General features: G+C 62.9%; 26 protein-coding genes and 1 other annotated feature. Of the genes, 16 read left to right on the plus strand and 10 right to left on the minus strand.

The genetic code is table 11. The annotated features are described in order from the left end of the window. Window positions 1-547: 547 nt before the first annotated feature. Complete coding sequence (locus ACSQ4M_RS35490) at window positions 548-1,672, minus strand: ParB/RepB/Spo0J family partition protein (RefSeq protein WP_436194210.1); 1,125 nt, start codon at window positions 1,670-1,672, stop codon at window positions 548-550. Next, complete coding sequence (locus ACSQ4M_RS35495; protein ID WP_436194211.1) at window positions 1,669-2,898, minus strand: AAA family ATPase; 1,230 nt, start codon at window positions 2,896-2,898, stop codon at window positions 1,669-1,671. Before ACSQ4M_RS35495 ends, ACSQ4M_RS35490 begins: the two co-directional genes overlap by 4 nt. A gap of 728 nt (window positions 2,899-3,626) precedes the next feature. On the opposite strand from ACSQ4M_RS35495, the gene ACSQ4M_RS35500 reads away from it, so the two are divergent. After that, window positions 3,627-4,925, plus strand: a complete 1,299-nt coding sequence (locus ACSQ4M_RS35500; protein WP_436194212.1) for a replication initiation protein — start codon at window positions 3,627-3,629, stop codon at window positions 4,923-4,925. Window positions 4,926-5,177: 252 nt separating this feature from the next. Here ACSQ4M_RS35500 and ACSQ4M_RS35505 read toward each other — a convergent pair. Continuing rightward, a protein-coding gene (locus ACSQ4M_RS35505) for an IS3 family transposase (RefSeq protein ID WP_157086564.1) occupies window positions 5,178-6,403 on the minus strand; the annotation gives its coding sequence in 2 pieces (ribosomal slippage) (window positions 5,178-6,115 and window positions 6,115-6,403; 1,227 coding nt in all). Beyond that, window positions 6,009-6,125 (minus strand) — a sequence feature (AL1L pseudoknot). Its footprint overlaps the gene before it by 117 nt. Window positions 6,404-6,707: 304 nt before the next feature. Between ACSQ4M_RS35505 and ACSQ4M_RS35510 the strand changes: the two genes are divergently transcribed. The 5 genes from ACSQ4M_RS35510 (at window position 6,708) to ACSQ4M_RS35530 (ending at window position 9,912) form a co-directional block, all read left to right on the plus strand. Continuing rightward, window positions 6,708-7,727, plus strand: a complete 1,020-nt coding sequence (locus ACSQ4M_RS35510) for a tyrosine-type recombinase/integrase (RefSeq protein ID WP_436194213.1) — start codon at window positions 6,708-6,710, stop codon at window positions 7,725-7,727. Between the two features lie 264 nt (window positions 7,728-7,991). Continuing rightward, a complete protein-coding gene (locus tag ACSQ4M_RS35515; RefSeq protein WP_436194214.1) occupies window positions 7,992-9,080 on the plus strand; it encodes a hypothetical protein in 1,089 nt (362 codons plus the stop codon). Window positions 9,081-9,110: 30 nt separating this feature from the next. Then, window positions 9,111-9,374, plus strand: a complete 264-nt coding sequence (locus tag ACSQ4M_RS35520) for a type II toxin-antitoxin system Phd/YefM family antitoxin (RefSeq protein WP_436194215.1) — start codon at window positions 9,111-9,113, stop codon at window positions 9,372-9,374. Beyond that, window positions 9,371-9,496, plus strand: coding sequence for a hypothetical protein (locus tag ACSQ4M_RS35525; protein WP_436194216.1), 126 nt, complete (start codon window positions 9,371-9,373; stop codon window positions 9,494-9,496). The genes ACSQ4M_RS35520 and ACSQ4M_RS35525 overlap by 4 nt, the downstream gene beginning before the upstream one ends. Beyond that, complete coding sequence (locus ACSQ4M_RS35530; RefSeq protein WP_436194217.1) at window positions 9,493-9,912, plus strand: type II toxin-antitoxin system VapC family toxin; 420 nt, start codon at window positions 9,493-9,495, stop codon at window positions 9,910-9,912. The genes ACSQ4M_RS35525 and ACSQ4M_RS35530 overlap by 4 nt, the downstream gene beginning before the upstream one ends. Window positions 9,913-10,081: 169 nt before the next feature. Here the strand turns inward: ACSQ4M_RS35530 and ACSQ4M_RS35535 are convergent, their stop codons facing one another. Next, window positions 10,082-11,293, minus strand: coding sequence for a PDDEXK nuclease domain-containing protein (locus ACSQ4M_RS35535; RefSeq protein WP_436194218.1), 1,212 nt, complete (start codon window positions 11,291-11,293; stop codon window positions 10,082-10,084). A gap of 106 nt (window positions 11,294-11,399) precedes the next feature. After that, window positions 11,400-12,302, minus strand: a complete 903-nt coding sequence (locus ACSQ4M_RS35540; protein ID WP_436194219.1) for a hypothetical protein — start codon at window positions 12,300-12,302, stop codon at window positions 11,400-11,402. A gap of 702 nt (window positions 12,303-13,004) precedes the next feature. Between ACSQ4M_RS35540 and ACSQ4M_RS35545 the strand changes: the two genes are divergently transcribed. Continuing rightward, complete coding sequence (locus tag ACSQ4M_RS35545) at window positions 13,005-13,469, plus strand: hypothetical protein (RefSeq protein WP_436194220.1); 465 nt, start codon at window positions 13,005-13,007, stop codon at window positions 13,467-13,469. An 8-nt stretch (window positions 13,470-13,477) separates the two neighbouring features. Beyond that, complete coding sequence (locus ACSQ4M_RS35550) at window positions 13,478-14,137, plus strand: YkgJ family cysteine cluster protein (protein WP_436194221.1); 660 nt, start codon at window positions 13,478-13,480, stop codon at window positions 14,135-14,137. On the opposite strand, the gene ACSQ4M_RS35555 is transcribed toward ACSQ4M_RS35550, so the two are convergent. The 5 genes from ACSQ4M_RS35555 to ACSQ4M_RS35575 form a co-directional block, all read right to left on the minus strand. After that, window positions 14,106-14,759, minus strand: coding sequence for a hypothetical protein (locus ACSQ4M_RS35555; RefSeq protein WP_436194222.1), 654 nt, complete (start codon window positions 14,757-14,759; stop codon window positions 14,106-14,108). The genes ACSQ4M_RS35550 and ACSQ4M_RS35555 overlap by 32 nt on opposite strands. 50 nt (window positions 14,760-14,809) lie before the next feature. Further along, window positions 14,810-15,238, minus strand: coding sequence for an HU family DNA-binding protein (locus ACSQ4M_RS35560; RefSeq protein WP_436194223.1), 429 nt, complete (start codon window positions 15,236-15,238; stop codon window positions 14,810-14,812). Between the two features lie 166 nt (window positions 15,239-15,404). After that, entirely contained in the window at window positions 15,405-15,884 is a 480-nt protein-coding gene (locus ACSQ4M_RS35565) for a MarR family winged helix-turn-helix transcriptional regulator (RefSeq protein ID WP_436194224.1), read from the minus strand. 123 nt (window positions 15,885-16,007) lie between these two features. Further along, window positions 16,008-16,205 (minus strand): hypothetical protein, encoded by a 198-nt coding sequence (locus tag ACSQ4M_RS35570; protein WP_436194225.1) that lies wholly within the window; start codon window positions 16,203-16,205, stop codon window positions 16,008-16,010. An 8-nt stretch (window positions 16,206-16,213) separates the two neighbouring features. After that, window positions 16,214-16,477, minus strand: a complete 264-nt coding sequence (locus tag ACSQ4M_RS35575) for a hypothetical protein (protein WP_436194226.1) — start codon at window positions 16,475-16,477, stop codon at window positions 16,214-16,216. Window positions 16,478-16,932: 455 nt separating this feature from the next. Between ACSQ4M_RS35575 and ACSQ4M_RS35580 the strand changes: the two genes are divergently transcribed. From ACSQ4M_RS35580 to ACSQ4M_RS35615, 8 genes are all read left to right on the plus strand, one after another. Continuing rightward, window positions 16,933-17,583: a DUF3577 domain-containing protein gene (locus tag ACSQ4M_RS35580; RefSeq protein ID WP_436194227.1), complete on the plus strand. Its 651-nt coding sequence runs from the start codon at window positions 16,933-16,935 to the stop codon at window positions 17,581-17,583. Between the two features lie 501 nt (window positions 17,584-18,084). After that, window positions 18,085-18,750, plus strand: coding sequence for a DUF3275 family protein (locus tag ACSQ4M_RS35585; protein WP_436194228.1), 666 nt, complete (start codon window positions 18,085-18,087; stop codon window positions 18,748-18,750). 452 nt (window positions 18,751-19,202) lie between these two features. Next, window positions 19,203-19,727: a RadC family protein gene (gene radC, locus ACSQ4M_RS35590; RefSeq protein ID WP_436194229.1), complete on the plus strand. Its 525-nt coding sequence runs from the start codon at window positions 19,203-19,205 to the stop codon at window positions 19,725-19,727. Between the two features lies 1 nt (window position 19,728). Beyond that, entirely contained in the window at window positions 19,729-20,085 is a 357-nt protein-coding gene (locus ACSQ4M_RS35595) for a hypothetical protein (RefSeq protein ID WP_436194230.1), read from the plus strand. Window positions 20,086-20,282: 197 nt separating this feature from the next. Further along, complete coding sequence (locus ACSQ4M_RS35600; protein ID WP_436194231.1) at window positions 20,283-20,540, plus strand: hypothetical protein; 258 nt, start codon at window positions 20,283-20,285, stop codon at window positions 20,538-20,540. A gap of 67 nt (window positions 20,541-20,607) precedes the next feature. Then, window positions 20,608-20,931, plus strand: coding sequence for a hypothetical protein (locus ACSQ4M_RS35605; protein WP_436194232.1), 324 nt, complete (start codon window positions 20,608-20,610; stop codon window positions 20,929-20,931). Between the two features lies 1 nt (window position 20,932). After that, window positions 20,933-22,069 carry a DUF6094 domain-containing protein gene (locus ACSQ4M_RS35610; RefSeq protein ID WP_436194233.1) on the plus strand — a complete coding sequence of 379 codons (1,137 nt, stop codon included), beginning with the start codon at window positions 20,933-20,935 and terminating at the stop codon, window positions 22,067-22,069. Window positions 22,070-22,071: 2 nt separating this feature from the next. Then, window positions 22,072-22,362 (plus strand): hypothetical protein, encoded by a 291-nt coding sequence (locus tag ACSQ4M_RS35615; protein WP_436194598.1) that lies wholly within the window; start codon window positions 22,072-22,074, stop codon window positions 22,360-22,362. Window positions 22,363-22,488: the final 126 nt, after the last annotated feature.

Raw genomic sequence — 22,488 nt, forward strand, 5'->3', positions numbered from 1 at the left:
CCACTGTCGATGCCGGATAGCCGCGGCTTTTCCACATATCGATCTGTGGGCAAACCGGTGACAAGGACTCCAGGGTGTTGAACCGTTCAACACCCTCTGCGCTAGGCACTTGACGCAGACACTAGCTGAGCCGAATGATCGGCTCAAACAGTAGCGCCTGCCGTCGAATCATCCCTGTCGATGCGGGATGCACGACAACCGCGGACAAAAAATTGGGCAGAAGGATAGCGTGGTGAACGGTTCAACGCCTCCGCTCAAATAGGTTCCGCAGCTGGCATGAGGAAGGTGGGGATCGGCGAAAAGTCGAACCTCCGCGGCCTCCTTCACGGGACATAGTTATGGAGATATTCAGCGGTGTTGAACCGTTCAACACCCTTGCTCGCTTCGCGCGTTGAATCGACTCGGCGCCCGTAAGCACTTTGGCTTGCTGAAGATGGTCGCAGTCATCATGATGAGCCCGTAGCAGCGGACGGCGCAAGCTCGATGGACAAAAAAAAGGGTGTTGAACCGTTCAACACCCTGTCATTTTCAGCTTCAACTCGTGCGTCTACCCCGGCTCTGCCTCGGCGAGGCTGTCTCGCAACCACACGATCATTGCAGCCTCGCGCTTCGCAGTGAGTACGCCAGGATCGAAAGTCAGAACCACTTGCCCATCAGCGCTTTTTCGTAACAGCGCGCCACGCCCAGCCTTCCCGATACGCCGCTCCACAACGGGCGCCGAACCGTTCAACGGCTTCTCAGTCATCAGCAGCTTGTCGAGCACTGCTTTGCCAAGCATGGGCTCATTGGCTGCCGAGATTTCCCTTGCACGTGCGACCAGCCCTTCAGGGTCACGCTGTAGTGCCTGGCTGAGAGGTTGCGCCCAACGGAACTGCACATTCAAGGGAGACCCAAATGCGGCCACCACCGCGTCGGGCAATCTGGCAAGGGCGACGCCCTTCGAAATCAGTGCCAGGTCGACCCCGAGTGCTTCCGACATCTTGCGCTGCGAGGGGTACAAGCCGAGGTCGAGAGCTTGCCGGTACATCATGCCCTGCTCCCATGCGCTGAGGTTCTTCCTGCCGCGGTTCTCCCGCTCCATGGCCTCAAACAATTTGACGTCTGTCAGCTCCACTATCAGTGCTTGAACGAGCAAGCCGAGCTCAAGGCAAGCTCTGTGCCGTCTGTGGCCGAACACGATCTCGAACTCGACGTCGCTGCCGGAATCAGACGGAACTGGGCGCACGCAAATCGGCTGTACGTTCGAGCCGGCCGCCGATATCTCGTTGCGCAGCTCTACGAACTCTTTGTCAGCGAAGGCGTCTTCGTGGCGGTTAGCGTACTTCGACGGCTTGATGCGCCTTGGGTCAAGGGCACGCACGATCAGTACGCCGTCGAAGTCCTTCAGCTTCTGCCGCAGCTCATCAGCCTCGCGCACAGCAGCAGACTGGGTTGCCATGAAGACAGCCATCGTTCCTGGAGCTGTCTTGGCTCGAGCCTCCGGGCGCGACACTGAGGGTCCGGCGGGGGCTGGCAATGCTGCATCGGCCTTCGGTACGATCGGAGCGGCCGCGGCAGAGTTGGCTTGCGAGGTGACCAAGGCGTGTGCAGCATCGGGTCCGACAGCCGGCGCAGGAGTCAGACTTGGCGGAAGCTGAATTAGGCTGGCCTTGGCAGCAAGTTTTTTACTCATCGACGCGTCTCCTTAGATTGGGGACCAGGTGTTGAACCGTTCAACACCCCTACTTGGCGGGCCCAGACAGCCCGAATGGAACCCTCGATGTGGCCAACAAAACTGTCATAGGCGTCTCGCGCACGCTTGAACGTTCGCGCGCTGCCGTCATAGCGCGAGACGTCATAGACAGTACCGAACTCCGCACTCGCAACCCCAGTGACGGCGGTCTTAGGGATCTCGACCGGAAGCACCTTCTCCGCGTAAGTCTGCCCAATCCATTGCCGAATGACCGTACTGGCTGCATCAGCGGAATCCACCCGTGCGAGCAAGATGTGGATGAAGTCGAAATGCTTGTCCATTCCCCGTTTCGTCAAAAGCTCACGGGTCAAATCCGAGAACAGGTTCCAGAACTGCGAGGCGGAGGCGAAGTCCAACGCGTTCGGAGGCAGGGGCATGATGATCCCATCCGAAGCAATGAAGGCATTGATCGTTGTGTACGACAGCGCGGGTGGCGTGTCGATGATGACGACGTCGTAGTCAGCGCGGACGTCGTCGATTCCAAGATCCAGTACGCGCCAGAACTCGAAGCCTGGTTCCTGAGTTTGACGGGCAGGAAGCGCAAACTCAGCACCAAAGAGAAGAGGAGCCGCCGCAACCAGATCAATACCGTCCCAATAGGTGGGTCGGATCGCGTAGCGAATGGAGGTTTCTGTTCCGATACACAGCGGAAGAATGGTGTCGGGTTCTTCAACTTCCGTGTCGGGGAGAATTCCGAACAGCGTGGTCAGAGAGCCTTGCGGGTCGGTATCGATGACCAGTACTTTGTAGCCGAGCAAGGAAAGGCCCTGGGCGAGCGTTACCGCAGTCGTCGTCTTTGACACCCCGCCCTTGAAGTTTCCGATTGAAATCGTTACTGCTTCGCAGCCTTCCGGACGGAGCCGGTCTCGCCGGTACTCTCGAATCCACTCTCGGCTCTCAGCGAGGGTGAACTCCCGGCGACTTCCCGAGGCGTTCAACTTTCCGGCGGGTAGGTCTCCCTTGGTCAGTCGATGAGAGATGCTGCCCTTCTCGACCCCAACCATCCCGGCCAGCTGCGACAGGCTGTAGAGCGGTGCAACCTTTCGCGCTGTCGGGGCAAGCATCGCGCTACGGATCTGGCCCATCATTGCAATAGCCCTCTCCGCCTGATTGGAGATATCGGCCAAGGTGATTGGTTTGAGTTGGGGAAGCGGTGTAGATGTCATGCAGAACTCCTGTCACGCTGAGTTTAGCGATGGTTTTACAGTTTCCACACGCACCATCCGAAAAGCGTCAAATTAGTGGCTGCTGTTGTCTTCGTTGACTTACGAAGCTCCGATGCACATTTGGAATTTTCTAAGCCCTTGAACTCCTTTAATATCTTTACACTAGAATTTATCCTTAAAAATCAAATACTTAAGGTCTCTTCTGGAGAGATGACAGGGGCAACTGGAGATCAGGCGGGATGAAGCGTGATGGGATACGGGGGTCAACGGCGATCTACCAGGAACGAAGGTGAGTGGTTTCGGGATCTGGGCCCTGTGGTTGGTGAGTTCAAAGTGGAGAGTTTTCGGGATCGCTTCCTGCTCCTGGCGACGCGTCTGAGGTGAGGGTTTTCGGGAGATGGGACGGGATTGATAGGCTGGATTAGCGAGTGGATCGCTTCCAAAGGTCGTTCTCGGTGTTCGCAGGCTGTCGGTTTCGCGGCGTTCTGAGCCGGGGGGCTATCAAAGTCCCGAAAACTCTCCACGGCCAGCGGCTACCCTTGCGGCGGTGCCTATCTCACGTGAGAGTTTTCAGGAGTTTGCGCTTGTCAATTTGACGTGAGTTCGCGTTTTCACGTATCGCTTACAGTACAGCGATGACAACGGGACCTCAGCAAACGACACGCGAACAGGCCGCGCCGAAACGTACGCGTAGTGGTCGCGCGCCCGCTGGCAACGATGGGCAACTGGTGCGCAAAGCCGTCAACACGCTGGCCATAGTTCCGAAATCGACCAGGATCACGACGCTGGCTCGCAAGAGCTACAACGTGCTCCTCTACCAGGCACAGGAGCAAGGCCTGGAGCACGATGTATTCAAGGCCCCGCTGGACAGCATCGTCAAGGGCCTGGACTTTGACAGCAACGACCATGGCTTGATCAAGAAGCATCTGCGCGCCATGGTGTCTACTACAGTGGAGTGGCAGTCTCCTACCGTCGGAGAAGGTGCTGCCTGGAACGTCAGTGGCTTGCTGGCGCATGCTCGAGTCAGCAAGGAGCGTGGCCAAGTCTGGGTTGAGTGGTCGTATGCGGTCAATTTGAAGCAGGAGTTGCTGGACCCCACGGTGTTTGCCCGCCTGCGGCTCGACGTGATCAGCCAGCTAAGGACGCACGCCGGTGTCGTGCTCTATGAGATCTGCACTCGCTACCGCAACGTTGGCCGCACTTCGCGTCAACCCTGGCGATGGTGGTATCCAGTCTTGAGCGGCAATCCCCCCAGTGAAAAGTCAGACCGGCTCGAGTACCGGATCTTCAAGCGGGACACGCTCAAACCGGCCATCGCTGAAGTCACTGCGATCACCGATCTTGAGATCGAACTTGTGGAGCACAAGCAAGGTCGGTTTGTCGACGAGATCCAGTTCCTTATCGGGCTGAAGAAGCAGACCTCACTTTCACTTGGACGACCGCCTCAACCCATTGACATGGGTTTGATACAGCGAGCACATGTTCTAGGCATTGGAGAAGATGCACTGGAGCCGCTGCTCGCGGAGTTCGGAGACGCTGCCGTGCGGCCGGCGTTGGACGCGGTGGAGCGTCGTGTAGCAAGTGCTTTTCCTGAGCAGCTCCGAGATCCTCTGCGCTACTTGAAGGTCCTTTTACAGAACTCGTTGGGTCGAACGGAGGAATCAAACTCTGATTCGCAACCGCAGGAGAAGCCTGCGTCTGCTTCTCGCGATCAGCAAGCAGCCCGGCGAGCTCGTTGGCAGCTCGAGTGGACGAGGCGTGCCAACGAGCGCTGTGCCAGTGCCATTTCGGAGCTTTCAGCTCTGCAACAGCAAGAGCTGGTTGCGCAACTGCTCGAAGCTCTGCGAGAACGGGATGCTCATCCGTCGATCATCAAGCGTCTGAGCACTAGTGGTTGGCAGCATCCCATGGTGCGCCACGAGATGCTCAGGTTCTTTGGGGAAGCGACATTTGGGGTAGGGTGGGACAAGCCGACAGCCGAGCAACTTTTGGAGGTCGCGACCGAACTCGGGGCGGATGACGACTAGCCCGACATTATGGGGCTGTCGGTTGCGCCACTATCTGGATCGCTTCCTGGATATGCGCACCTCGGCGAGACCTCGTAGTGATTGGACGTCAACCCAGGATCGAGGCAGTGCGCTTGGTAGTCGCACAAAAGGAAAACCCCAAGCAGCGGGCACAGATGTGCGTCACTGAAGGGGGCCGTGTTGGCGTGATTATGCGGGCAGGACAAGCAGGCATGAACCGCCCCGGAATTCGCGGAGGCCCGTTGGCTTGAGTCAGGCCGACATGGCCTGCTGCTCAAGAGTTCGATAGTAGTTGGCCTCGAACTCGGCCGGTGGCACGTACCCGATGGGTTCGAGCAGGCGCTGGTGGTTGAACCAGGCCACCCATTGCAGCGTCGCCAGCTCTACCGATTCCTTGGTCTTCCACGCACTGCGCCGATGGATGACTTCGGCCTTGTACAGCCCATTGATGGTCTCGGCCAGCGCGTTGTCGTAGGAGTCGCCCTTGCTGCCCACGGAGGGCTCGATGCCGGCCTCGGCAAGCCGTTCGGTGTAGCGGATGCTGACGTACTGCGATCCGCGGTCGGAGTGGCACACAAGGGCATCTTCGCGCTGCGGACGACGGTCGTACAGCGCCTGCTCCAGTGCGCCCAACACGAAGTCCGTCCGCATGGAGCTGCTCGTGCGCCAGCCCACGATGCGCCGCGCAAACACGTCCACGACGAAGGCCACGTACAGCCAGCCTTGCCAGGTGGACACGTACGTGAAGTCCGACACCCAAAGCTGGTTGGGCCGCTGCGCGTTGAACTGGCGATTGACCCGGTCCAGCGGGCAAGGCGCTTTGGCGTCGCTGATCGTGGTGCGTGCGGCCTTGCCACGCATCACGCCGCGCAGACCCATGTGGCGCATGAGTCGTTCCACGGTGCAGCGGGCCACCGTGACGCCCTCGCGCTGCAACTGGTGCCAGACCTTGTCGGCGCCGTAGACCCGCAGGTTCGATTGCCACACGCGCTCGATCTGCGGCATCAGCACCGCATCGCGTTTCGCGCGGGCGCACAGCAGCTCGGGGTGGCGCTGGCGGGCCGCATGGCGCCGGTACGCCGACGGGGCGACCTGCAGTGCCCTGCAGATCGGCTCGACCCCGTGCGCGGCGCGATGCGCGTCGATGAACGCCTTCACGACTTCAGCCGGCGGTCGAGCTCCGCCTGGGCGAAAAACGCGCTGGCCAGCTTCAGGATCTCGTTGGCCTTGCGCAGCTCGCGGTTCTCCCTTTCAAGCTCCTTCATGCGCTGCGTCTGCGTCGTGGTCACGCCCTCGCGCTGGCCCGTGTCACGCTCTTGTTGGCGCACCCAGTTCAGCAGCGTCTGCGGCGTGCTGCCGATCTTGCCGGCAATCGACACCACCGCCGCCCACTGCGACTCGTACTCACCGCGGTGCTCGAACACCATGCGCACGGCGCGCTCGCGTACCTCGGGCGAAAACTTCACTGACTTCCTCATGGCTCCATCCTCTCAAAAGTTGGAGCCTCCTCAAAATACGGGGCGGTTCAGGCATGCTATTGCCGTGCGACGCTACGGCTCATTCCATTCGTCGGTGAAGGCGAAGGGGTAGAGCGGGGGCGCCTGCGGCTGAGCATCCTTGGAGATTGCGTCCGAACTCGGGCCGGCCTAGGAAGGGGAGGGTGCGCGCGCCCAAATCGTTGCTCCTGGGCCATGCCCAGAAAGGGAATTAACAGCGGACGCGCTCTTGCCTGCGGACTCGATTTGTCTGGTAACCTCTGGCTTGCTGTTAATTCCCTTTTAGATGCGCGACCTGTTTGATCCTTTACCGCCAGCCACCGGGGCAATCGCCGAGTTCGAGATCGCTTTCGAGTCCTGGCTCAAAGCCAAGTTGGCCGCGGGCTCACGCACGACCGATGCGTCCGGTGACCTGTACAGAGCCATGTGGCAGACGTTCACCAAGTGGTGCGTCGAACAGGATCCGCCGGTACGCTTGCCCGAGGTCTCTGCAGAGGACGTTCGGCGCTTCGCCTCCAAGCCTTCCATCCGCAATTCGGCCGAGGCGCTGTCTCCGCGCTATGTGTGGCGCCTGCTCGATCTCATCGAGAAGGTGCTTGCTCACCGAGCACGGACCCACGGCGCGGAGTACACATCCGTGGCCGCCCAGGTCCTGGCGGACAAAGAGACTTGGCACTATGCCAATGCCTCGGAAAAGGATCCACTGCCACAGTACCTTCAAGCGGGGGACGCGGCTTTGCTCGTCAGCTATCTTTCCGCTGCGCGCCCAAGGCCATCACGGCCTGCCGTCCGCAACTGGCAGGAGTTGCGGAACAGAACCGCTGTCGCGCTGATGCTCGGGGCAGGGGTCACGCCTGGCGAGGTCCGCGCGGCGCAACTCGGTGACGTGGTCGTCTCGGGCGGTCGGACGAAGAGTGTTCCGTGGAAGCTTCGCATCCAACCCATCGGGACATCGGCCGCACGCGAGACGCCGATCGCGTCATGGGCTGGCCAGCTGCTCCAGTACTGGCTGGTCATGCGCACTCAGGAAGGCATTCTTGGCACAAATCTGCTACCTGCGACGCGATCTGGCAAACCCTGGGGTCAGGTCACACAGTACAAGGCCACCCGACTCGTCATGCGCGAATCTGGCCTTGATCCGGCCCTAGAGAAGGGCGGGTCCTTTCGTCTTCGGCACACCTTTGCGCTGCGCCAACTTCGTCGCGGCCAGGCCGAGGAGGTGGTGGCGGCCTGGCTGGGCGTCGAAGTCGCGGAGATGGCTCGGTACCGAAGAATCGTCTTCACGTCTGCGTGGGATGTGGTCTAGCACCGACCCATGCCGGTTTGCCTCCGCACATCACCCCGGTTAGCACTCACTCTCCTGTTCGGCGCCCAATTCACTGATGGCCGGCTTGGCCTGGCAGCAAGGCCAACGCGCCGGAAGCCGTCGACCGCCTCAAGACGGCCCGCCTCTCTCGCTGCACACGACACCGAGGTTGAGGAACGTTGGCAACGTAGCTAACATCAAGTGATGGCGTGGATGGTTGAAGCAGCTGCTCCGACTCTCGCCCCGAAACATCCCAACAGGAAGATGAACGAATACAGCTTGACCCTTCCCGGACTCGAGGAGTCGATCGCGAAAAGCCGACCGGACCTGTGGCATTCGCACCTGGTGCAAGCGGTGGCTCGTTTCCCAGGCCTGGAAGCTGCCACCGTGCGCGCGACGCGTGGCGGCGACGGCAGCATCTACATGCAGCGTCGCAAGGTGATGCGTGCGGACGGATCCGTGGAGCACGACAACCATGCGGCCTGGCTTGCTGAGCAGTTGCGTGCAGACGATGGCGATGCGAAGGCGACCTACGAGCGCCTGTCCCAGCAGGGGTACCGGCTCAGCCGCTGCGACATCACGCGCTTGCACTTGGCTTGCGATCGGGGCGGGGCGGACCAGGCGGACTTCCTGCAGGTCGACGTCGACCTGTGCGACGAACGCGTGCACTGCGCGCTTTTCCGCAGCTACTTCTTCGACGAACCCCGCACGCTGCAGGACCTGGTCGACGCCGCCGAAGGTGAGCCAGTCGGCGAGGAGCAGCGCACGCTCATCAGCGTTCACTACCAGCTGAGCCGTGCGGTGGATGTGGCCAAGTTCGTCGACCTGGCAGAGCAACTGGAGGAGCAGCAACGCGCCAAGCTTCGGGCGCGCAGGTACGAGGTCACCCGTGGCGACGGCACCAAGGAGACGAGGACACACGCGGACATCGATCCCGGGTTCGACCGCTTCCCCAGCAAGACCCGGCGCCTGTTCGACGACTGGAGCACAAGCAGCGCCGGCAGGTCGGGGGCGAGGCTGTGCGAACACTGGTTGCTCCAGTTCAGCGACTGGACCGATCCGAGCTCGGGAACACGCTACCTCAGCGTGGTGCCGCTGTGGGCCTTCAGCAAAAAGCTGGCCGAGGTGAACGCCCGCAGCGGCGATGTCTACGGGCTGTTCAGCAAGCTCCAGACGATCGACCGCCGCGTGGAAGTCCCGTTCGGGTGGTACTTCTACATGCTCCACGGCAACCGCGTTCATGACGGTGCCGGCAAGCGCGTGCTCGAAGCCGCAGAGGGTGGCCTGATCGTGCTGCCTGAGCACGACTACCGGGTGCTTCGCAACTGGGCCGATCGCAGTTATGGCTTCTGAGCTGCAAGGCCGATAGACAGGAGAACGACCATGGGACATCCGCAGATCAAGACCGTCACGAGCCGGGAGTTCGTGCACAACGTCAGCGCTGCCAAACGCGTTGCGAGCGAGGGCGGCACCGTCATCATCACCGACCGCGGCGAACCCTCCCTGGCACTCATCCCGATTGCCGAGTACCGTCGGCTGACGAAGACCGATCAGAACCTGGTCGACCTGTTGCGCATGCAGGAGGCCGCCGGCGACGAGATCGACTTCGAGCCCGTGCGCATCCATGCTCGGGACATTGACGCATGACGATCAGGGCTAGCGCCGAACACCCGGCCACCTGCAGCCGCGCCTTCATGCGCGTGCTGGCCACGCTGCTCGCGCAAGCAGGGCAGGGCGCCACGAGCCTCGTCGGCAGGCCCCGCGCGTGATGCTGCTGCTGGACACCAATGTCATCTCCGAGGTGCGCAAGGCCAGTTGCGACGCAAACGTACGCGCCTGGATGATCAAGCAGGCCACCGACACGCTGTACATCAGCGCGATCACCGTGCTGGAGATCCAGCGCGGCATCGGCCTGGCGGCGCAACGTGGAGACGCCGCGCAGGCGGCGGTTTTTACGCAGTGGTTTGAAAGCCAGGTACTGCCCGCCTTCAATGGCCGCATCCTGCCCGTTGACCATCTGGTGGCCAGGAAGGCTGCGCAGCTGCCCTGGCCAGATCCGCGGGACTATCGTGACGCCTTGATCGCGGCGACAGGCTTGGTGCATGGAGCAACCGTGGTCACGCGCAACGTCAGGCATTTCGAGGCCTGCGGCGTGCCGTTGCTGAACCCCTGGACACAGCAGTAGCCGACGGTCTGTAGGCCGTCAGAGCACGTCGGGCAGAAAGCATGCTTGCGTGAGGGAAAGCAAAGAGCAACGTCACCAGGCGGTAGCACCCGACATACTGCCCCACGGAGTTGCCTATGCGTGACCGGACTCCCACACACCCGCGCTGCAGCCGGCGGTCGCAGGCAAGTCAGGAGCCGCTGCCTTGTGCTTTGGCCCGGCGCGCGGCCAGTTCGCGACGCGTCCTGTCCAGTTCGTCGGCAAGAAGGTTCTCATCCGGCAGCATGGTCTGGTACTCGGCCGCCAGCACCTTGTTGGGCAGCCCTTCCAGCGCGTACCGCGCTTCGTTGCTCCCCTTGCTGGCGCATAGGATCAAGCCGACGGGTGGATTCTCGCCGGGCTTCATCCAGTGCTCCCGCGCATAGTTGAGGTACAGGTGCATCTGCCCGGCATCGGCGTGGCTGAACTTGCCGATCTTCAGGTCGATGATCAGCAGGCACTTGAGGCGGCGGTGGAAGAAGAGCAAGTCGACACGGAACCAGTTGTCGTCCAGCCGAAGGCGACGCTGGCGGCCGACGAAGGCAAAGTCGTCACCCAGCTCGAGCAGAAAATCGGCCAGGTGCTGGATCAAAGCATCTTCAAGGTCGGACTCAGAGTACTCGTCCTTGAGGTTGAGGAACTCCAGCACGAAAGGATCTTTGATGGCCTGCTCGGGCGTGATGGCGTCGTCAGGATCGGCGAGCTCGCTTTTCTCAAGCATGGCCGCTTTGTTGCGAGAGAGGGCCGTGCGCTCGTAGAATTGGCTGTTCACCTGCCGATCCAGTTGGCGCACCGACCAGCCGCAGCGCAGCGCTTCTGTTTCATAGAAGGCGCGGGCCTGCGGGCTCTTGACCGAAAGCAGGCGCACGTAGGCTGACCAGGGCAAGGGAAAGGCTTGAGACACGACCGTCAGATCCGCGGATTGTCCAGACACCGTCTGGAGCGTTTCTGCGAGAGCCGATTCTCCCGACGGTGTCTGGAGAATCTGTGCGGAGGGCATCTGGCCCGCAAGTGCACGCGACACTTGATCGACCGGCCATGCCAGGTGGAAGGCCCGCATCTGCCAAAGGTTCTGCTTACTGAACCCACGACCAAACCGAGCCGACAGGTCACGCGACAAGCGTTCGATCAACAGATCACCATAAGCAGCTCGTTCCTGACCACCTTGCTCGTACGCCACGATGCGATGGCCAACGGCCCAGTAGGTCGCAGTCATCAGCGCATTGACACTCCTCGCAGCCGCACGCTGGGCGGATTCCACCAACGCGACGACATCGCGATGGAAGGCGGCGTACGTGGGCGCGTCAGGCAGCGCCGACGCCCCGTCCTCGCTCGGCGTTGGAGCGACCTCGGTTTTCTTCATCCCGGAATCTTGCCACTGAAACGAGCCTGCATTCGTGGCGAACCAGCGACTTGATCGCCATAGGCATTGGCGGACCAAGCTGATCGCTGGTTTCAACAAGCGAGCGTCAACCGCCTGGCTGGCCAGCAGCGCCTGCAGGCTTCGTCTTCTGCGGATCGCCCGCCCTGGTCGCCGCAGACGGGTCATCGCAGCGATTGCGCAATGCGCGTCCGGCGAAGAGATCCGCCAAAGTCTCTTTGCAGCCCTTCACGATGGTGCTTGCACTCGTGTTCAGGTTCTGCCGCACCTCCGGCGAAAGCGACCAGCCAAGGGGCGGCTCGGGCTGATCCTTCTCCAGGTCCGGCAGATAGGCCTCTACGACGATGCCGTTGCGGCGTCGAAACGCTTCCGCGGCCGCCACGACGGCCAGGCGTTCGCGCTGCTCGCGCGTGGTCAGCAGGGCATTGATCGGGCTCATCAGCTCCGGAAGCAGCCAACCTGGCGACAGTGGTTTGCGCTCACGGCTGTGCGTGCTGAGTGACAGGCACTGACCATCCGCGAGCTCGCCCTTGCAATATGGCTCGGTCCCCGGGGAGTTGCGAATGAGCAGCAGCACAGGGCGTGTGCCGACGCGGTTGCGTACCCCTTCCTGGCCTTGGTTTTCTGGCGAGGAGGTGTCGTGGCTTTGCCGGGAGGAATCCAACGCGCCCAGGAGCTGAACGATGGTCGCCGCACCCGAATTCTCGAAGTAGCCGCCATCGACGATGCGCGCGTCGCTGAACGGTCCTGCGCCCGTGCAATCGCTCAGATTCTTCAGCCGTCCGGCCGGGCTGACATAGGTGAACCGCGCGCTGTTGTGCACGGCCCCTGAGAGCGAGATGCTGGCGGTGTCGGGTGCCTTGTCGGCGGGTAGGCGCGGGCAGCCAACGTCGTACACGTCCAAGAACTGCTCGACGCTGACGTTGGCCTGAATGGCGCGTCGAGATCCCGACGGCCAGCGCGTCTTGCGTGCGCAGTGCAATGCGCGCATAGCCCAGACCAGCAGCGAACGGCGGCAGCGCGGCCAGCACGCGCGGCAGCCACTTGCGGATCGCCCTCGTCGCCACAGCGTCGACGGGATAGAAGCGAAAGCCGCGTGACACCAGGGGGCGTGCCGCGTACCAGATCGAGAGCGATGCGACGGCGACAGAAAGGCCGGACAGAACGCTTCGCAGAGCGGTTGCCAGAAAGGCGCTGCCGAGCGTTCGACCAGCATCGTCCGGTGCCCAAGAAAGCTCGCTCAGCGCGGCGAGCATCAGGTCGAGGCCTTGGTCGGAAACGGCGATCACGTAGGCCGCGATCGCACTGCCGAGGATGGGGTATGCGCACAGAACAAGCACGCGCAACGACGCCTGCACCTTGCGCCATGTGCCGGGAGGAATTGAACGCCTGTTGCGCATGGGGTCGGCATTGATGGGCATGGTCAATCTCGCGATAGCTGCAGAGCCCCCTGAGGTGAGCCGTGCTGCAGTCCAATGAACATCCTCAGCCCGAGCCATGACAGCGCCATGGCTAAGGGAAAGCCAATGCTGCCAGCCCTGCGGACCGAGCCCCGGCCAAGCCGACTTCGTGGTTGCGTCGGCGAGATTCTCTGTCCGCCCCGTTGCGCCTGACATCCCACGAGTTGCTGAGGCGCCTGGCCAAGCCATCGCGACATGCGGCGGCGCACTCGCGGCTCGAAGACAATGCCCCCATGCTGCAAGAGTCCCACTGGCTTGCTTCGCTCGATGCACTTCGCCTGGAGTGCGACGGGATGACGCGCGTGATCTCCGCGCTCTTGCAGCGCGACGGCATCGCCCATACCCCGATGATGGGAAGCTTGAACGTCGAGACAGCGGGCCGGATCGCGCCACATTGCTGGGTCGAGCTGGAGGACGGTCGTCGCATCGACCTGCGTGCCCGCATGTGGCTTGGCGACAAGCCAGGTGTTCCGCATGGCATCGTGCCTGCGCATGCGGTCGACGTGCGCTACGAGGGCGCGACATTTCAGGTAGTCGTGAATCCGATCGTCTTCTGGGCACTTACCGACACCACGATGGATGACTTCGGATCGGCGGACTTCCTGGCGAGCAGCGCGCCAGTGGCGCATGCAGGAACTCGCTCTGGTTCGCGGTCGCGGAAGCCACCCGAGCGAGATCCCTGCTCCAACGTCGACTGAACCGTCCCATGTACGCGGCCGACGTCGACGTCTCCCTGCTACCGGACGAGGTGCGCGAGCGTGTGCCAATCGCGGTGGAGAGGGCTCACCGCAAGCTGCGGACGGTACAGCCCAATCGTGAGGCCGACCAACTCGTCAGGGCCGCACAGAAAGCCGCGACGGCCTCGCAGCGGGTGCTTTGGCTGCAGCGCGCGGCCTCGGCGTGGGCCAAGCCCATCGAGAAGGTCGCGGCCTGTCGTAAAGGCTGCGCGCACTGCTGCCACATCTCGGTGACCATCTCGGCCGTCGAAGCCGCTGTGATCGGCCGCCACGTGGGCGTCAAACCCGCGCAGCCGGAGAACGCCGTCAAACTGCAGGAGCTCCAGGAGCTGCAAAACGCATTCTCCGAGGTGCAGGCCATCAGCGCGCGCACCGAACCGTCACCATGCCCGTTCCTCGTCGACAACGCCTGCAGCATCTACGAGGTCCGCCCAGTGGCGTGTCGGCTGCTCCTCAGCCTGGACGACGATGAGCTGCTGTGCAGGCTGATCCCGGGTCAGGCGGTGCCCGTCCCCTACGCGAACAGCGACCAGCTCAAGACTCTGTACTTGATGGCCCAGGTCGCGTCGCCGCTGGCGGACATCCGCGACTTCTTCCCTACCGCGCCATCCTCGACCAGACCGCGATGAAATCCGGCGTGCCGTTCATCGCGCGCGAGTAGATCCAGTCCGGCGTTTCACATTCGTGCGGAAGCATCCAGATCGGCTTTGGCGCATGAACCTGCTGGTTGCCGATGAAGATGTACTCGTCGCAACCCGCAACAATGGCCTCTTCGTCCACACCCGTCGTGCTGCCGCCCCGCTCCGGTGAGCGTGGATCAAACCGGTGGGTGACCCAACAGCCGATCACCACGTCGGGCTTGTACTTGGCGATTGCGGCAGCGGCATCGAGCATCTCCACGTTGTCGCCGTAGGGCACGGTCGGCTGGCCAAGGCGTTGGTAGTACGCTTTCACCTCGGCCTGGTCCTGCTGTCGGTTGTCCGTTGCCGGGATGCCCAGCGCCTCGGCAAGAACCCCGTTGCCGGCGCCGATCTCGATGGCGCGCCGTCCGGCGATTCGCTCACGCAGATGGCTGCACAATTCTTCGGTCGGAAAGCTGTAGAGGCCATGCCGCACGCCGAAGAGCAAGCGCTCCTCGGGCGTAGTCGATGCAAGGGTGCTGGCAGGAACGACGCGAGCACGGCCGCGCGCGTCGAGCATGAAGGGGGAGATATCCCTGGTTGTACTTGGATCGAGCGCGAAGGTTCCCACGCCTGAATTCTAGGAGCGGTATCGCGAACAGCCGATGCCGCCCTTGGCGCTCAAAGCGCCGCGTCTTTGAGCTTCTTGAGCGAGCGGACCTTCACGCGCACCGTGGCGGGCTTGGCCGCAAATTCGCGCTCGACCTTCGTGAAGGGGTCGATGCCGCGACGCTTCTTCTTTGCCGGGATGGCGACCGAGGTGACCTTGAGCAGGCCGGGCAGCGTGAATTCGCCCAGGCCCTTCTTGTGCAACGAAGCGACCATGGTCGCTTCCAACGCGGCCAGGACGGCCTTCACGGCCTTGGGCTCGACACCCGATGCTTCGGCCAGGTGGGCCTGCAGGGTGGACTTGTTGAACGCCGTCTTAATTGGCTTGAATGCAGCCGGCGCGGCTGCAGTCTTCTTGGCAGGAGCCGCCTTCGTTACAGCAGCCTTTTTGGTTGCGGGGGTCGCCGTCTTCGAGGCGGTGGTCTTCTTTGCAGTTGCCATGTTGGTTCGTCCTTCTTCTGTGGGATGCGCTGTGCTCGCGCATGACGATTCTAAGAAGGCGGGTCGAAGCAGGCGCGGCTCGTATAGCTCGCCGCGGCGTCACGGTCGGCCATGTGGGAACCAACAGGGCCGCTGCCTCTGCAGGCCAAGCCGATCATGCAGCCCCTCAAAGGTTGCCGGCGACCTTGGCCAACAGCGCGGCGAGTTGCTCGCGCTCGGTAGCTGACAAGTTGGCGGACAGGCTGGCAGTCCATCGACCATGCTGCTCGACCAGTGTCTTGACGAGACGTTTGCCCTTGTGCGTGAGTTGAACGCGTTGGGCACGACGGTCGTTGGCATCGGCATGCCGCTCGATCAGCTCTTCGCGTTCGAGGCCGTCGAGCAGTCCCGAAACGGTTCCACGCGTCACACCTGCTTGCTTCGCCAGCGCATTGGGTGCCAGTCCATAGGTGGAGGCATCGAGCAGGGCCAGCAGAACGAACCGCCCCTCGGACAAGCCATGCGGCTCTAGCAAAGCGACACAGCCGCGGTCGATACCCGCAGCGACGGAGAGCATCTGAAAACACAGGCGAATGCCTTCGACGTCGGGCAGTCTGTGTCGCTCCGCCTCCGCGAGTAGCGCGAGATACTTCTGTTCCAGGTTCATGGTGCTGCCCTACGTGCTGGCGCCGAACTGTAGCGACCTGCTTGTCTTGGAGGAGGCAACGGGCAGGTAGGACGCGGGCGAGAGGGACGCCCGCACATCGAACACCATCAACACAGCGGCTGATCAATCGCGTGGAGCCTGCCGCAGTTGGGCAAGCACTGCGAGCTCATGCCGCAGTTCCTCCAGGTGGCGCGCGGCCTCTCGGTGAAGCTCCGTCGCACGGCCGGGCAGCGGCTCGCCCGAAGGCATGCAGCCCGACTCCGCTGAGTCGCGCAGGATGTTGACGGCGGCCTGCAAGGCGGTGTCGAGGTCGATGTCCATCGTCGAACTCAATGCCGAAACATGAAAGCCGCCACCAGCAGCAGCGTGCCGGCTGCGATCCAGGACGCCGCATAGAGCCCGTAGGGCGGCGGTTTCACCTGCGCGAGGAACTCGGCGAGCTGCCGATCCCCGAATAGAACGTCGCGGCGACGGCTCAGCGCTGCACGCGTCAACGCGTGCTCCACACCTTGTACAAAGCAACCGGCGGCGCAGAGCAACACGAGCGGGAAGACCCACCACAGGACCGACGACAGGGTTTCGACTTCTTGCATGGGCAGGCCTCAAGTGCAGGGCTCCGGCTCGGCGATGAAGCTCGAGCAGGCAGTGCATTGTCGCCGCGCTCAGAACGCCCCTTCGAGGGGATCGCGACTTCACTCGCACGTGGGCATTCGTCATCGCGTTGCATTGGCGTCCCAAGCGAGCGGTCCTGTGCGTCGCTGTCGCGCGATGGCGCGGCCCACGCAAAGGCCGGTAGCCACAGCGCTGCGCGGCCGTCACGTGTCAACTGCATTTGACTGCTCCAGAACCAGTTTGCTAGATTGCGCGCTGTGAACTGCCGAAAGGCAAACACGCGGCGCCTCGGTTCTTGAAAGGCGCACGGCTCGACTCCCAAGGTCGGACCCAGAACACATCTGTCACTGCAACCCGGACGGGGATCTGCTTCCCCGTCCAGACCTTGCGGTCAGGCTTGGGCATGCCGGTCTCTTTCCATTTTTTGGAGATCACCATGGCAAACCAAGCACAAGCTCAAGCTCAAACTCAATCCGAGTACTTCAACCTGCACGTTTCCGGCGTCGGCTACCTCAGCCGCGTCCGCTGGGTCGGCAACAACAGCCGCAGCGGCGGCCGTCGATCCGAACCGTTCCTGAGCTGCGCCATCAACGCGCTCCGGGGCAGTTCCGACGATCCGCAGTACACCTACTTCGACCTCAAGGTCAACGGAAGTGATGCGATCGAAATCATCCGCAACCTGGAGAAGGCTGCAAACGAGGGCCGCAAGGTCATCGTGTCGTTCAAGGCCGGGGACATCTATGTCCACCAGTACGACCGGCAAGTGCGGGATGCCCAGGGCGGGCAGTCCAACAAGACCGAGAAGGCAGCGCTCGTCAAGGGACGCCTGATCCTCATCAACACCGCCAAGGTGGATGGGGAGCTGGTGTACCGCCGCGAGCGCGAAGAGCCTGGTGCTGGCGGCGAGGATGGCGATTCGCATGCCACTTCGCACGCTGGCCCAGACCAGGAAGAACCTGCCCGCGCCCGGCAGGAGGATCGCTACGAGGACCGCGAAGAGGAACGGCAACAAGGCCGCCCGCACTCGCGCAACTTCGTCAGCGAACCGCGGCGCGAGCGCCGCTGGTCGCGGTCAACCCGCGGCTGATGTGAACCGTTGAAGCGCCCCGGTCCGCATGGATCGGGGTGTTTTCTTTGCCTTCAGCGCGGGCGCTGATGCAGGCCAACGAGTCTCAGAATTGCTCGAAAATTGCACGGTCAATAGGGCAAAAACTGTGCGATTCGTATTTACTTTCTGGTAATCTTGACAGGTTCCTGAGTGTTTTCTGGTGTCACTACAAACCAGGTGCCGGTCTTCCGGCTGCAGCATCTCAACCCCCGAACGGTGCACGTCGAAAGACCGGGGTACATGTCCGAGGCGCTATCTCGCTGATCCGCAAACTTCGTCATAGCGCTTAATCTCTGGCGGGCTGGAAACCTGCCAGTAGATCAGAGCCCATTGCGCCAACCTGCCACCTCGGTACGTTGGCGCAATCCATTTTCAGCAGTCTTGTCGCCGTGGCCACGCCACGACGACACATCCCGACGGGACACCGATCCCGTCGCGGGCTTGCGTGCTTCCGTTTCCATCCCCCCAACGGAGCACACCATGATCAAGATCGAGCGCACCACGCTGCGCGTCAAGAAGATCCAACAGAGCAAGAACGGGCCCTTTGCGGTCGCCAATCTCTTCACCGAGATCGGCGAGTTCAAGGTGAAGGACTCGCTGCTGGACCAGTTCGACGAAGGCGAATACCAGGCCACGGTGTGGATCTCCGAGATCTACCTGGGCCAGTACGTCGCCTACGGCCGCGCTGTGGCGGAAGTCAGGGCCAAGCTGCACGACATCCGCGTCGACTCCGCGTCCGAGCTCGATGAGGCCCCAGAGCCTCCTGAGCCGGACCCGATTGACGAAGTCGAAGCACCGCGGGCAACGCGCAGGCCGGAGAAGCCTTCGAGGCAGCCGGCTACGCAGCCAACGACGCAGCCGCAGAAGGATGTCGACAGAGCCGGCTCCACTGGCGATCTGTCCGACCTGAAGTCCGCGCTGCAAGGTATCGGCCGCAAGGCCAAGCCTGAACCGGAGGCCAAGTCACCGATTAACCTTGCCGAGCTCTTCGGCGTCGAACTTTGCGTGCGCATTCGACAACGCGAGCCGGTCAAGCTCGACTCCACGGTCGACCGCGCCTTGTTCCGCCGCCAGGCGGCCACACTGCGCGAAGAGCTGGGCTACGAGTTCGATCCGATGCAACAGACGTTCAACCCGGTCAACTGACCAACCACACAACCCGCGCTGCGGGTTGTTCCATGCGCCCGAGGTGGACGCATCGAACAGCCCGCAGAGCGAAGACTCTCAGCCTGGGTGGCGGCAGCCTGATGTGCCGCGGCCATTGCGATTGAGGGTGCCCGGGTCAAAGCCACGCCCCCGCACCACTCCCGCGCCATTCCTTGGCCACCAGGGCCCCGCGCCGGTGGCCGGCATGCATGGCAAGTCCATGCAGCCAGGGGCAGCGTTCAACCAGATCTCAAAACGAGGAAGCCGATGGCTTCCCGCAGCGCCTGGCCAGGGCAGGGCGCTGCGGGAAACCATCACTCCAACCGACGATGGATTCAGGCGCGCTCAGCCATGCAAGCGCGCAGCCGGCACTGCCGGCCAGGCACATCTCTCATCAACCCCGACGGGCGCACGCCCGTCGGGGTGGCTCCCGTTCCCATCAGGAGCTCACCATGAAAACACCCGTCACGTTCTCGACTTCCGACGCAACGTCGACCGCGCCGTTGATCGTGCGCGACCGCAACGGCGAATACTTCTCGGCACAGCCCGAGGACATCCTGCAGGCAGCACGCGCGCTGCTGGAGCGCAAGCTACATGGCCAGGTCTTCCTCGACCGACCCGAGACCGTCCAGGACTACCTGCGCACGCGCATCGGCCACCTGGACCACGAGGTATTCGGCGTTGTCCACCTGGACGCGCAGCACCGCATGATCAAGGCCGAAGAGATGTTCCGCGGCTCCCTCTCGCAGACCTCGGTCTACCCGCGCGAGGTCGTCAAGGACTGCCTTCTCTCCAACAGCGCTGCAGTCATCCTGTACCACAACCACCCGAGCGGCTCGCCAGAGCCTTCCAGGGCCGACGAAGCGTTGACGCAGCAGCTCAAGGCTGCCTTGAGCCTCGTCGATGTGCGCGTGCTGGACCACATCGTGGTCACGAACACGACGACGATGAGCTTCGCCCAACGTGGACTGATCTGACATGGCCATGGCCCTCTTCAACATCCAGCTCGCCGATGGCTCCGTCATGACCTCCACCTGCCGGCGCGTTCGCGCGACGGTCGATGGCAAGGCCTTCTGGTTCGCGATCCATCAGTCCCCGGGCAAGGTACCCAAGTCGATCTCGCACATCGCCAGCGGCAAGCGCGTCTGCGACCTACCGACAGGGGTCGCGTTCGCGATGCACCGGCGGCCGGACGAGCGGGAGATGGCACTGGAGGCGCTGGCCGCGGTTGCGCAGCGTGTGGGTCCCGCCCGCATGCGCGAGGCCTTGGAGGCCGCAGAACGTGAGCCGCGCAGCTGCGCAGGCGCACCACATGGGTGCCGGCCGCAAGGCTGATCCTCCAAGGAACCCGATGGGTTCCTGCAGCGCCTGCACTGCGGGCGCTGCAGGAAACCATCCACCAACACCATGGTTTCAGGAGCGCTCAGCCTTGCAAGCGCGACCGGCGGCAACGCCGAGGCACATCTCACCATCACCAACCCGACAGGTTGCCGCCTGTCAGGGCGGCCTCCTGTCACAACCCAGGAGTTTCGATGTTCATGCATTCACACCCGGCAGCTCTGCAGGAGGCGGCCACGGCCGCGCCACCCGCGCACGGTGTTCTCGCCGCCGCCTGCGGCAGGTCGGATCTGAAGCTGACGGTGCTGCAAAGCGCCGCGGGCTTCTACCTCGGCACCTTCTGCCCTGCAGACGGCCCCTTCACGCGGGAGTCCGTCGAGTACTTCCCGACCCGCTTGCTGGCGGACGGTGCGCTCAGCAGCGGCCGTTGGACGCAGCGCGCGCACCTCTGATCCCTGGCCTGCAGGTCACGTTTCCACAACCGCAGGACTGCAAGCCCTGCGGGGCCTGCATCCACCCATGGAGATCCACATGTCATTTGTTCGCTCGCAGGAACTGCCTGCCTATACGACCGACCGTACGACCGCACGTACAGCTGAGAGCTTGCCGATCTGGTCCGGTGCTGAGCCCGTGCCCGCCATCGGGGACGACGTTCACATCCGCGTCAACAGCATCGGCCCCGCAAAGGTCGTCGGCTACGGCATCCAGGAGGGGTATCTCGGCGTCATGGTCTACCCGCTCGACCCGCCCCAGTGGTGGATCGATCAGAACGTCCAGCCGTCGCCCGACAAGCCAGCGCTTGCCTTCGGTGCAGAAATTCGCTGCATCACGAAGGGAGCATGAGATGGCACTGATGTTCGCGCGCCTGGCGCACAACTTCATCAAGAACGGGTACTACCCGACCGACGAGGTCACTATGCAGCGCATCGTTCAGATGCTGCGCTGCGCCGGCACCGCGTCGCATCGCCTACTCGATCCGTGCTGTGGCGAGGGCGCTGCCCTGGCAGACGTTCGGCACAGCCTGCTGGAAGCGGCGGCTGCGCAGGACCCGGGCGCCAAGATCGCCATCGAGGCCCTCGGCATCGAGTTCGATCAGGAGCGCGCCTGGCACGCCAAGCAGTGCCTCGACCGCGTGATCCATGCTGACTTCCACGACGTGGTGGTCAAGCCCCGGTCGGTCGGCCTGATGTTCTTGAATCCGCCCTATGGCTTCGGTGTTTCGGACAAGGCCAGCGCCAACGCTGGCACGGTGGACGCAGAGAAGGCCGAGCGCCTCGAACGCACGTTCCTGTTCAAGTGCACGCCGCTGCTCACGCAGCACGGTGTTCTGGTGTTCATCGTCCCGCACTACGCGCTGGACGAGCACATGCGGGCACACCTGGCGCGCAACTACCAGAACGTGCAGGCCTTCATGGCTCCCGAGCAGCGCTTCCAGCAGTGCGTGATCGTCGCAACCCGCCGCAAGTCCGGCAACGCCAGCAAGCAGGTGCTGGAGATGCTCGCGCAGGTGCAGACCGGCGAGGGCGTTCAGGAGCTACCGGAGGAATGGGTGTCCGAGCCCTACGTCGTGCCGGCCGTGGTCGATGGCGAGTTCAACTTCCACGCGATGCCCATCGATGCGCCCCAGCTCGGCGACGAGCTGGATCGCTACCGTCAACACCTGCTGTGGGAAGGGTTCGGCGCCCACTTCCAACGCGCGTCGTTCGTCTGCAGGCCCACGCTGCGCGAGATGACGCCGTGGCACCTGGCCCTGTCTCTGGCTGCCGGCCAGGTCACAGGGAGATTCCGCTCGGCGCAGGGGCGCGAGTTCCTCGTCAAGGGCGACACGTTCAAACACAAGCAGCGCACGGTCGCGACCGAAGTGAACGACAAGGGCGAGGCCAGCCAGGTCATCACCATGCTCGACCGCTTCGTGCCGGTCATCAACGCAATCGAGTTCACGCCGGACCACCGGCTGGGCCAGATCGTGAAGGTGGCGTGAGCATGGGCAATGGCCGAGCACCGCTCTTCGCGCTTGGGCGCATCGTGATGACCCAGGGGGTCGACGCGCTCGTCCAGGCGGGCGTGATCGACCCTCCGCTGCTCTACGTCCTGCTGCACGTCGTGGGCGACTGGTCCGAAATGAGCTTTGAGGACCGCAGGCACAACCTGCAGGCCGTCCTGGACGAAGACCGCATCGTGTCCGCGTTCCAGGTTACGGACGCCGTGAAGATCTACGTGATCACCGAAGGGGACCGCAGCGTGACGACGCTGCTTCTTCCTTCGGAATACTGATCCACACACGGGAAGCGACGGCTTCCCGCTGCACCTGATTCCGTCGGACCCGGGTGCAGCGGGAAACCGTCAACTGACTTCAAGCGGTTTCCAGGGCGCGCTCAGCCCTTCGAGCGTGCCGGCCAC

The organism is Pseudorhodoferax sp. LjRoot39 (assembly GCF_964253035.1).
GTDB lineage: Bacteria > Pseudomonadota > Gammaproteobacteria > Burkholderiales > Burkholderiaceae_C > Pseudorhodoferax.

Coding starts and splice junctions, on each gene's coding strand:
- ACSQ4M_RS35615 (WP_436194598.1), top strand. CDS start 22,072: ATGGGCAATGGCCGAGCACCGCTCTTCGCGCTTGGGCGCATCGTGATG.
- ACSQ4M_RS35595 (WP_436194230.1), top strand. CDS start 19,729: ATGGCCATGGCCCTCTTCAACATCCAGCTCGCCGATGGCTCCGTCATG.
- radC (WP_436194229.1), top strand. CDS start 19,203: ATGAAAACACCCGTCACGTTCTCGACTTCCGACGCAACGTCGACCGCG.
- ACSQ4M_RS35605 (WP_436194232.1), top strand. CDS start 20,608: ATGGAGATCCACATGTCATTTGTTCGCTCGCAGGAACTGCCTGCCTAT.
- ACSQ4M_RS35610 (WP_436194233.1), top strand. CDS start 20,933: ATGGCACTGATGTTCGCGCGCCTGGCGCACAACTTCATCAAGAACGGG.
- ACSQ4M_RS35580 (WP_436194227.1), top strand. CDS start 16,933: ATGGCAAACCAAGCACAAGCTCAAGCTCAAACTCAATCCGAGTACTTC.
- ACSQ4M_RS35575 (WP_436194226.1), bottom strand. CDS start 16,477: ATGCAAGAAGTCGAAACCCTGTCGTCGGTCCTGTGGTGGGTCTTCCCG.
- ACSQ4M_RS35600 (WP_436194231.1), top strand. CDS start 20,283: ATGTTCATGCATTCACACCCGGCAGCTCTGCAGGAGGCGGCCACGGCC.
- ACSQ4M_RS35560 (WP_436194223.1), bottom strand. CDS start 15,238: ATGGCAACTGCAAAGAAGACCACCGCCTCGAAGACGGCGACCCCCGCA.
- ACSQ4M_RS35535 (WP_436194218.1), bottom strand. CDS start 11,293: ATGAAGAAAACCGAGGTCGCTCCAACGCCGAGCGAGGACGGGGCGTCG.
- ACSQ4M_RS35515 (WP_436194214.1), top strand. CDS start 7,992: ATGAACGAATACAGCTTGACCCTTCCCGGACTCGAGGAGTCGATCGCG.
- ACSQ4M_RS35525 (WP_436194216.1), top strand. CDS start 9,371: ATGACGATCAGGGCTAGCGCCGAACACCCGGCCACCTGCAGCCGCGCC.
- ACSQ4M_RS35490 (WP_436194210.1), bottom strand. CDS start 1,672: ATGAGTAAAAAACTTGCTGCCAAGGCCAGCCTAATTCAGCTTCCGCCA.
- ACSQ4M_RS35570 (WP_436194225.1), bottom strand. CDS start 16,205: ATGGACATCGACCTCGACACCGCCTTGCAGGCCGCCGTCAACATCCTG.
- ACSQ4M_RS35495 (WP_436194211.1), bottom strand. CDS start 2,898: ATGACATCTACACCGCTTCCCCAACTCAAACCAATCACCTTGGCCGAT.
- ACSQ4M_RS35510 (WP_436194213.1), top strand. CDS start 6,708: ATGCGCGACCTGTTTGATCCTTTACCGCCAGCCACCGGGGCAATCGCC.
- ACSQ4M_RS35565 (WP_436194224.1), bottom strand. CDS start 15,884: ATGAACCTGGAACAGAAGTATCTCGCGCTACTCGCGGAGGCGGAGCGA.
- ACSQ4M_RS35550 (WP_436194221.1), top strand. CDS start 13,478: ATGTACGCGGCCGACGTCGACGTCTCCCTGCTACCGGACGAGGTGCGC.
- ACSQ4M_RS35540 (WP_436194219.1), bottom strand. CDS start 12,302: ATGCGCGCATTGCACTGCGCACGCAAGACGCGCTGGCCGTCGGGATCT.
- ACSQ4M_RS35545 (WP_436194220.1), top strand. CDS start 13,005: ATGCTGCAAGAGTCCCACTGGCTTGCTTCGCTCGATGCACTTCGCCTG.
- ACSQ4M_RS35520 (WP_436194215.1), top strand. CDS start 9,111: ATGGGACATCCGCAGATCAAGACCGTCACGAGCCGGGAGTTCGTGCAC.
- ACSQ4M_RS35585 (WP_436194228.1), top strand. CDS start 18,085: ATGATCAAGATCGAGCGCACCACGCTGCGCGTCAAGAAGATCCAACAG.